The organism is Mesorhizobium prunaredense (assembly GCF_900156895.1).
Taxonomy (GTDB): Bacteria; Pseudomonadota; Alphaproteobacteria; order Rhizobiales; family Rhizobiaceae; genus Mesorhizobium; species Mesorhizobium prunaredense.
The window spans coordinates 24,246-33,087 of the sequence record NZ_FTPD01000004.1 but is presented as its reverse complement, the minus strand read 5'-3'; the positions used below and the strand labels follow the sequence as shown (position 1 = coordinate 33,087).

Sequence of the window (8,842 nt, the reverse complement as noted above, 5' to 3'; positions counted from 1 at the left end):
AACTTTCCCCGGACAGCCCTGCCACAAGTGGGGAGATTGGCTGTCCCATCGGCTTTCGCCAAATTTCAACATTGAAGAAAAAGGGCACTGTCGCCGAAGCCGCCGATCTCCCCCCAAGTGGGGGAGATGTCCGGCAGGACAGAGGGGGGCGCTGTCCCGCCATCATCGAAAGTTCATTACCGCAACAGCGCGCCTACCGGTCCTTCACCGTCTCCATCGCCACGAAGGTCGAGGTCTGGGCGACGTGGGGCAGGGCGGAGATGCGCTCGCCGAGCACGCGGCGGTAGGCGGCGATGTCGGTGGTGCGGACTTTCAGCAGATAATCGAAGCTCGACGCCATCATGTGGCATTGCTCGATCTCCGGCACCGCCTGCACGGCGCGGTTGAAGGCGTCGAGCGCGGCCGAGCGAGTGTCCGACAGTTTCACCTGGACGAAGGCGACATGGCCCTCGCCCATGCGCTCACGGTCGACGATCGCCTGGTAGCCTCGGATGATGCCGTCCTTTTCCAGCCGCTTGACCCGCGCCTGCACCGGCGTCTTAGACAGGCCGACCTTTGCCGCGAGTTCCGACATTGAAAGCCGGCCGTCGCTGCCCAGCGCCGACAGGATGTTCCTGTCGATGCGGTCCAATTGGTCTTCTGTCATCAAATATCTGGTCAAATTGGAGGAAATCCGGCCGAATGATAGATCAATCGACCTCTCCTGTCGATTTCTTTGGACCGATCGAAACTACGCTTTGTGCTAGCTTGCGTCATTCGGTCCGGTGACCGCCGGACCGCTCACTGATGCTCGCTCCACAGGACAGTCATGCCAGCGCTCGAAGCCATCCGCCAGCAGATCCGTGCCAATTACTTGCCTGACGAAGACGAGGCCGTGAAGCGGCTGGCCGAGGCGACAGGGCTTTCGACGAAAGAGCGCAAGGCAATCTCGGCCCGCGCCGCCGATCTGGTGCGGGCGGTGCGCGGCTCGTCCGATCCGCGGCTGATGGAAGTTTTTCTGTCCGCCTACGGCCTGTCCACCAAGGAGGGCGTCGCGCTGATGTGCCTGGCCGAAGCGCTGCTGCGGGTGCCGGACACCGAGACGATGGACGACCTCATCGCCGACAAGATCGCGCCGCATGACTGGTCGGCGCATTCGGGCGGCTCGAGCTCGATCTTCGTCAATGCGTCGACCTGGGCGCTGATGCTGACCGGCCGGGTGCTCGACGAAGGCGAGGGCGGCATCGAAGGCACGCTGCGCGTCATGGTGCGCCGTCTGGGCGAGCCGGTCATCCGCAGGGCGGTCGCCGCCGCCATGCGCGAAATGGGCGAGCAGTTCGTGCTCGGCCGCACCATTGCCGAGGCCGTCAAGCGCGGCCGGCCGATGACCCAGAAAGGCTACCTCTATTCCTTCGACATGCTGGGCGAAGCGGCCCGCACCGAGGCCGACGCACTGCGCTATCTCAAGGCCTATGCCGACGCCATCTCGTCGCTCGACGCCGGCGCCAACGGCCCCGACATCCGCCAGAATCACGGCATCTCGGTCAAGCTGTCGGCGCTGCATCCGCGCTACGAGGCGACGCAGAAGGAAAAGATGCTGCCTGTGATGGCCGAGCGGCTTTTGTCGCTGGCGCTGGCGGCGCGCCATTCGCGCATGGGCCTCAACATCGACGCCGAGGAGGCCGACCGCCTCGACCTGTCGCTCGAAATCATCGAGCGGGTGCTGGCTGAGCCGGAGCTTGCCGGCTGGAACGGCTTTGGCGTTGTCGTCCAGGCCTATGGTCCGCGCGCCGCCTTCGTCGTCGACTGGCTCTATGCGCTGGCGAAGAAGCACGACCGCACCATCATGGTGCGGCTGGTCAAGGGCGCTTACTGGGACACCGAGATCAAGCGGGCGCAGGCGCTCGGCCTCGACGGCTATCCTGTCTTCACCCGCAAGGCCAACACCGATGTGTCCTACCTGGCCTGCGCGAAAAAGCTGCTGTCGATGACCGACCGCATCTATCCGCAATTCGCCACCCACAACGCCCACACCGTCGCCGCCGTCCTGTCGATGGCCGGCGATCGCGACTCCTTCGAGTTCCAGCGCCTGCACGGCATGGGCGAGGCGCTGCACGAGACGGTGCGGCGGGCCGAGGGTACGCGCTGCCGCATCTATGCGCCGGTCGGCGCCCATTCCGACCTGCTTGCCTATCTGGTCCGCCGGCTGCTCGAGAACGGCGCCAACTCCTCCTTCGTCCACCAGCTCACCGACGAGGAGGTCGAGCCGGAGGATATTGCTCGCGACCCGCTCGAAACCGTCGAGAAACAGGGTCCGGCCGCCAATCCGGCGATTCCCAGCCCGTCGGCGATCTTCGGTCCTGCCCGCCGCAATTCGAAGGGGTTCGACATCACCGATCCGGTGACGCTGGCCTTGATCGACAAGGCCAGGGCTCAATTCGCGGGGCCGGACCGCTGGCACGCCAGGCCGATCACCCGTGCCGCCGGCTACGGCAAGCAGCGTCCGGTGGTCAACCCGGCAAAACCCGACGAGGTGGTCGGCACGGTCAGCGAGGCCACCGCCAAGCAGGTCGCGACCGCCGTGCGCATCGCCGTGGAGGCGCAACCGGCCTGGGCGAAGCGCGCCGTCGCCGCACGCGCCGCCATCCTCAACCGCGCCGCCGACCTCTATGAGGCCAACGCCATCGAATTCTTCGCGCTGGCCACACGCGAGGCCGGCAAATCGCTGGCCGACGGCGTCGCCGAAGTGCGCGAAGCAGTCGATTTCCTGCGCTATTATGCGACCGAGGCGGCCAATGCCGAAACGGGAACCGAGGCGCGCGGCGTGATCGCGTGCATCTCGCCATGGAATTTTCCGCTCGCCATCTTCACCGGCCAGATTGCGGCAGCACTCGTCACCGGCAATTCGGTCATCGCCAAGCCGGCCGAACAGACGCCGCTGATCGCCTTCCGCGCCGTCGAATTGCTTCGCGAGGCCGGTGTGCCGGAAGACGTCATCCAGCTTCTGCCCGGCGACGGTCCCTCGGTCGGTGGCCCGCTGACCGCCGATCCGCGCATTGCCGGCGTCTGCTTCACTGGCTCGACCGAGGTCGCCAAGCTGATCGAAAAGCAACTGGCCGAGACTGCCGCGCCCGACGCCATGCTGATCGCCGAGACCGGCGGGTTGAATGCGATGATCGTCGATTCGACCGCGCTGCCCGAGCAGGCGGTTCGTGACATCCTGGCCTCGGCCTTCCAGAGTGCCGGCCAGCGCTGCTCGGCGCTGCGCGTCCTCTACGTGCAGAAGGACGTCGAGAAGAAGATGCTGGAGATGCTGAAGGGCGCGATGGAAGCGCTCAGCCTCGGCGATCCCTGGCGGATCTCGACCGATGTCGGGCCAGTCATCGACGAGGAGGCACAAAAATCGATCCGCGACTATTGCACCGAGATGGGCCTGCAGGGCCGGCTGATCGCCAAACTCGAAGCGCCGAAGGATGGCCGCTTCGTGGCGCCGCATGTCTTTCGGGTCAAGGGCATCGAGGACATCGAGCGCGAGGTGTTCGGGCCGGTGCTGCATGTCGCCAGCTTCGACGCCGACGATATCGACGGGGTCATCGCCGCGATCAACCGCAACGGTTATGGCCTGACCTTCGGCCTGCACACCCGCATCGAAGGCCGCGCCCAGCATTTCGTCGACGGCATCCATGCCGGCAACATCTATGTCAACCGCAATCAGATCGGCGCCGTGGTCGGCTCGCAGCCGTTCGGCGGCGAAGGACTTTCCGGCACCGGGCCGAAGGCCGGCGGACCGCACTATCTCAGGCGGTTCCGCAAGGGGCCGCAGGCGGGCACGCCTGTCCTTGACGGTCGCAAGGTGACGGCGACCGAACTCGCCGACAATCTGCCGGACCCGGCGCTCGGCGGCTGGTCGACGCGGGCGGACCGGGTGGCGGTGCTGAGGAAGCATTTGCGCGGCAAGGGTGCTGCGGCCATCGGTGCCGCTGCCAGCATCGATTTCGGCCAGGTCGATTTGCCCGGCCCGACCGGCGAGGCCAACACGCTGTCGCTGTCGCCGCGCGGCCGCGTGCTCTGCCTCGGACCGGACGCCGACACGCTGCTTGCCCAGACCATCCAGGCGCTCGCCGCCGGCAATGCGGTGCTGGCCGTCGCACCCGGTGCGCCGGCAGCACTTTCATCACTGACCGGCAAGGGCCTGCCGCTGGCGGCCATCGACGGTCGGCCCGACCCGGTCGAGGCACGCTCGCTGCGTGTCGACGTCGTTGCCTTTTCCGGCACGCCCGAGGCCGCTCGCATCGTGCGCAAGGTGATCGCCGACCGCGCCGGCCCGATCGTGCCGCTGGTCGGCGAAGTGCTCAACCCGGCCGCCTATGCGCATGAGCGCGCCGTCTGCGTCGACACCACGGCTGCCGGCGGCAACGCTAGCCTGCTGGCCGCGGCGTAAGGGTCGGCCGGGGCTCGCTCGTCGCGGGCAGGAGATTGGCGAAGGCCGAGGTGACGGCCAATCTCCCCCCTCGTGGGGGAGATGTCCGGCAGGACAGAGGGGGGCGTGAAGGATCGCCGGCTTTGCTTTTTTCTGCCCGCCATGTGCCGAACGTTGCGGGTCTGCAAATTGATCGAGTTGTGCGCGTCAAGTTCTGCGAAAGAGTCATGGTGGGAGCAGGCATGCCTTTGATCGGCAGGCCGGCGGGACAGCGCCCCCCTCTGCCCTGCCGGGCATCTCCCCCACAAGGGGGGAGATTGGCAGCTTCGCCGACGGCGCCTATTTCGTCAGGGCGCTGCGGCGATCGTTCGGCAAAGGCCCAGGGGAACCATGGGTCGCCTGAGACTACTCACGCGCCCTCGACGACCGAAAAGCCCTCGAACTGCGGATGGCCGAGATAGTGCACTTTGGTGGAGCCGGCGTTGCGGTGCGCGGCGCGGAAATTTTCGGATTTGGTCCACGCGACGAAATCCTCATGGCTCGCCCACACGCTATGCGAAGCGAACAGCGTGTAGCCTTCGGCCTCGTTGAGCGGACCGCGCAGCAGATGAAATTGTTTGAAACCCTTCATTTCGGACAGGCTGGAATCACGGTTCTTCCAGACGTCCTCGAAAGCGGCTTCCGAGCCATTCTGGACCTTGAAGCGATTCATGGCGATGTACATTGGCCGTCCTTTCGTGACTGCAGTTTATGATGCGTGTTGGAATGCCTGAAACGATGAGGCGCAGGCTGTTAAAATGGACCGATCCGCGCTTTAAATACCCAACTTGACTTGCCAGTTTCGCTTGGAATGGGAGGGAACGGTGCTTGCTTGCGCACCAGTGTTAAAGCGAATTGATCAAGCTCCGCAGAACCTGAGCTTTCGGCAAGCTGTATGTCGCTGATGCTGCCGTCGGCCATGACAACGAAAACGACCCTGGCATTGTTGCGAGCGCTGGCCTGTATCGCTTTCGAAACATGACGGTTGGCGCGGGCAAGCTTCTTCTGAACTTCACCGCTGTAGCGGGATTCTATCGCATTGCCTGCCGCTGCCTGCTTCTTGCCCTTGCTGGAAGTCACCGCATCGCGTTCCTCGCCATCCGCCGCGCCGCGGGCCTCGTTCGTTTCGTCGGTGCCGCCAAGACCTGGTGTCGGGCTCGGCCTTGGCGTCGGGATCGGCGGCTGTCCGATATCGGCAGGAGGCGCCTCGGTGCTTTCGGCCGGAGCAGCCGGCTCTGCCGGCGTTTCGATCTTCGGGGCCACGCGCTGCTCGTCCAGCGGTGGAGTGTCGGCCATCAACATGTCTGGCACGGCAGTCGATTGCTTGACAATCTGCGGCAAGGGCGCGGGGGGATGCGCGGCCATTTCCCTGATCGGCCGGTCCCCGGTGGGCCGGTCGGCAGGCGGCTCGGGCTTGGCCTCAGGCTTGGCTGGCCGCGGGTCGGGCACCAGGGTGACGTTCAAGGCACCCGGGACCTGACCATCCAAGTCGCTGCCGACCACGTTGGCGCCGGTTTGATCGGCGCCTTCCATCTCGATTGCGTCCCCGGTATCAAACGTGCTGGCGGGCGCGATGAGAAAAGCGGCCGCCACCGCGGCATGAAACAGGCAGGAGGCGACGATCGCCGCCGTCCATTTGCGGCTCATGGCTGACGGTCGGGCCGGCGCAAGCGGTCCGGTCGGCGCAATCGCCAGTTCGCCATCGGCGTCGGGGAGGGGACTGATGTTCTGCATGGCTCGCGGCGAGACCTGCCGCAACCGGCGCGGACTTGTCAAATCAACATCATTTGCCCTAGCGGCAACAGGCAGCGGACCACACCACTGTATTTCGTGCGAGTGCGGGCTCCAGTCCCACCGTCTTTTCAGACCCCGAAGGCGATGCCGGTCTTGGTCTCGGTCTTCAGCCCACGCATGCAAGCGTCCGGCTTGATGCCGGTGCCGGCGCATTCAGTCGAGCTGTTGATCAGCACGCGGCTGACCTTGGCGCAGTCGGCGCCGGCAAGATCGAAACGCGTCACCTTGGTCTTGCCCGCCGGCAGGTCCTTGAAGTCGAGCACCGTCAGCCGGTCGACGACGCCGGCCTCGTTGAACAGCGCGATCTCGAACGCCGCTTTCGAGAGGTCGGCGCCGAGGGTGTTGTTGACCACGAAGGTCAGACGGCAGCCTTTTTCGGAGGCCTGCGCGCCATTGAGCTCAAGCGTCAGAGCAGGAGCCGGCGCAGACTGTTGCGCCCACGCCGGACCCATCGCAAGCGGCAAGGCCAGCACCGAGGTCAGCAGGCGAAGCGATGCCGTCAAGCTTGTCATTGTCGTCAGCCTCCAAATCGCATTGTCGCCGCCAGCTTGAGCGTGACGCCAGGCTCGTAAACTACAACAGTGGCTGGTGCATTCAACGGGTTGGTGTATTTGACGTCGAACAAACTTCGCCAACCCCATGCCCCAACTCCAAATGTCCTGGTTCGATGCTGGCTGGCTTGACGCTTGCCGGCAATTTTCGACGTGTCCGGCTTCTTAAATCTTGACTCTGTTAGTCCGGTATTGCACTGACTAATAAACATGAGTATTCAAGTCAAGAAATGAATCAGCATTTTACGCAAGCGCCGCGCCAGCCGACAAAGCCCGGCCCAGCAAAGGGATCGAACCAGATGAACACGCACAATCCCAAAGACTTTCGGCCCAAAGACTTTCGGCCCAGTGACTTTCGCGATCGCGTCCGCCGTTCCGACGACAATTCGGCTCGTTTCGATCGGGTCCCGTTGACGGTGAGGACCCTGTCCAGCAACGCCCTGTTCCAAGGCGAGCACGAGATCGGCATCGAGCATCACGGAGCGCTCTACCGGCTAAAAATCACCCGCCAGGGCAAGCTCATCCTCAACAAGTAGGTAATAAAAATATGGACCAGCGCGTAAAGCCTGCGCCGCACGAGATCCGTCGAGCGCGGGCAGACAATCCGAAGACGCGCGAGCGCGATCTCGCCGCCCAGCTTGGCATTTCGGAGGCCGAACTGGTCGCCGCGCATTGCGGCGACGGCGTCGTCCGCGTCGAGCCGCGCGCCAATGATCTTTTGACCGGCCTCGAGGCCGTCGGCGAGGTCATGGCGCTGACGCGCAATGAAAGCGCTGTGCACGAGAAGATCGGCGTCTACGACAAGGTCGTGACCGGCAACCACAATGCCATGGTGCTTGGCGAGAACATCGACCTGCGCATCTTCCCGAAAGCCTGGGCGCACGGCTTTGCCGTCGAAAAGCGCGACGGCGGCGATATCAGGCGCAGCCTGCAGTTCTTCGATGCGGCAGGCGAGGCGGTGCACAAGGTGCATCTGCGGCCGGCGTCGAACCTCTATGCCTATCAGAAACTGGTGGCCGAGCTCGAATCGCCGAACCAGGAGTCGACAGTTTCGATTTCAGAAGGCGGGCCTGAAAGCGAGGCCGAGGCTTCCGATGCTTCCACTGACGTCGACGATCTGCGCGACCGCTGGAGCCGGCTGACCGACGTGCATCAGTTCTTCGGCATGCTGAAGACGCTGAAGCTCGACCGCCGCCAGGCGCTGCGCATGGTTGGCCAGGATTACGCCTGGCTGCTCGACAACGATGCCGTCAGCGCCATGTTCCATCATGCCGCCGAGGGCGAGATGCCGATCATGTGCTTTGTCGGCAATCGCGGCTGCATCCAGATCCATTCGGGTCCGATCACGTCGATCAAGCCGATGGGGCCGTGGCTCAACGTGCTGGACGAGACCTTCCACCTGCATCTGCGGACCGACCACATCCAGGAGGTCTGGGCCGTGCGCAAGCCGACCAAGGATGGCCATGTCACGTCTCTCGAAGCCTATGGCGCCGACGGCAAGATGATCATCCAGTTCTTCGGCAAGCGCCATGAAAGCGAAAGCGAGCGCGAGGACTGGCGGTTTCTGGCAGAGAACCTGCCGCGCATTCCAAGCCCGACGGCGGCCTGAGGACAACGACAATGGCTGCTTTGCTTAAACGGGCGGCGCGTGTTTTTAGAATGGCGCTTGGGGCCACGATCGGTGTTTCCCTGGCCTTCGCCGCGTCGCTGCCGGCCCGCGCCGCCGAAGGCACGGAGGTCTTCGCGGACCCGTCCAAGATAGCGGCCATTGGCGGTTCGATCACCGAGTGCTGCCGGCCGGAGACATGCCGTTCGTGCTACCGCAGTCGGTGGCGTAAGGTCCAACTCGCAAGGTCGGCGCTGCCCCCCTCATCGCCCTGCCGGGCACTTCTCCCCGTATAGTGACGGGGAGAAGGGACTGACAGCTAGCCTTGGCGGCCTTCTTGCAACGATGGAGAATGGCGAAATCGTCGATGAGGGTGTCCCTCTCCCCGTCACTATACGGGGAGAGGATGCCGGCAGGCAGGTGAGGGGCAGCGCCTCCATCGTTGCAAGATGT

General features: G+C 64.5%; 7 protein-coding genes. 3 read left to right on the top strand and 4 right to left on the bottom strand.

Annotated elements, in window-relative coordinates:
• Window positions 1-193: 193 nt before the first annotated feature.
• Window positions 194-646, bottom strand: coding sequence for an Lrp/AsnC family transcriptional regulator (locus BQ8794_RS04100; protein ID WP_023803583.1), 453 nt, complete (start codon window positions 644-646; stop codon window positions 194-196).
• 162 nt (window positions 647-808) lie between these two features.
• Here BQ8794_RS04100 and putA point away from each other — a divergent pair, with 162 nt between their 5' ends.
• Window positions 809-4,420, top strand: a complete 3,612-nt coding sequence (gene putA, locus BQ8794_RS04095; RefSeq protein WP_077373473.1) for a bifunctional proline dehydrogenase/L-glutamate gamma-semialdehyde dehydrogenase PutA — start codon at window positions 809-811, stop codon at window positions 4,418-4,420.
• A gap of 388 nt (window positions 4,421-4,808) precedes the next feature.
• Here the strand turns inward: putA and hmuQ are convergent, their stop codons facing one another.
• The 3 genes from hmuQ to BQ8794_RS04080 form a co-directional block, all read right to left on the bottom strand.
• Window positions 4,809-5,123, bottom strand: a complete 315-nt coding sequence (gene hmuQ, locus BQ8794_RS04090; protein WP_077373470.1) for a heme-degrading protein HmuQ — start codon at window positions 5,121-5,123, stop codon at window positions 4,809-4,811.
• A 68-nt stretch (window positions 5,124-5,191) separates the two neighbouring features.
• Entirely contained in the window at window positions 5,192-5,971 is a 780-nt protein-coding gene (locus BQ8794_RS04085) for an energy transducer TonB family protein (RefSeq protein ID WP_244554848.1), read from the bottom strand.
• A 329-nt stretch (window positions 5,972-6,300) separates the two neighbouring features.
• Entirely contained in the window at window positions 6,301-6,744 is a 444-nt protein-coding gene (locus tag BQ8794_RS04080; RefSeq protein ID WP_077373467.1) for a hypothetical protein, read from the bottom strand.
• 338 nt (window positions 6,745-7,082) lie between these two features.
• On the opposite strand from BQ8794_RS04080, the gene hemP reads away from it, so the two are divergent.
• Both hemP and BQ8794_RS04065 read left to right on the top strand, forming a co-directional pair.
• A complete protein-coding gene (gene hemP, locus BQ8794_RS04070) occupies window positions 7,083-7,319 on the top strand; it encodes a hemin uptake protein HemP (protein ID WP_077373492.1) in 237 nt (78 codons plus the stop codon).
• A gap of 11 nt (window positions 7,320-7,330) precedes the next feature.
• A complete protein-coding gene (locus tag BQ8794_RS04065) occupies window positions 7,331-8,392 on the top strand; it encodes a hemin-degrading factor (RefSeq protein WP_077373461.1) in 1,062 nt (353 codons plus the stop codon).
• Window positions 8,393-8,842: the final 450 nt, after the last annotated feature.

Excerpts from the sequence above, each read along its gene's own strand:
- BQ8794_RS04100 (WP_023803583.1), bottom strand. The coding sequence starts at position 646 with ATGACAGAAGACCAATTGGACCGCATCGACAGGAACATCCTGTCGGCG.
- putA (WP_077373473.1), top strand. The coding sequence starts at position 809 with ATGCCAGCGCTCGAAGCCATCCGCCAGCAGATCCGTGCCAATTACTTG.
- hmuQ (WP_077373470.1), bottom strand. The coding sequence starts at position 5,123 with ATGTACATCGCCATGAATCGCTTCAAGGTCCAGAATGGCTCGGAAGCC.
- BQ8794_RS04085 (WP_244554848.1), bottom strand. The coding sequence starts at position 5,971 with ATGGAAGGCGCCGATCAAACCGGCGCCAACGTGGTCGGCAGCGACTTG.
- BQ8794_RS04080 (WP_077373467.1), bottom strand. The coding sequence starts at position 6,744 with ATGACAAGCTTGACGGCATCGCTTCGCCTGCTGACCTCGGTGCTGGCC.
- hemP (WP_077373492.1), top strand. The coding sequence starts at position 7,083 with ATGAACACGCACAATCCCAAAGACTTTCGGCCCAAAGACTTTCGGCCC.
- BQ8794_RS04065 (WP_077373461.1), top strand. The coding sequence starts at position 7,331 with ATGGACCAGCGCGTAAAGCCTGCGCCGCACGAGATCCGTCGAGCGCGG.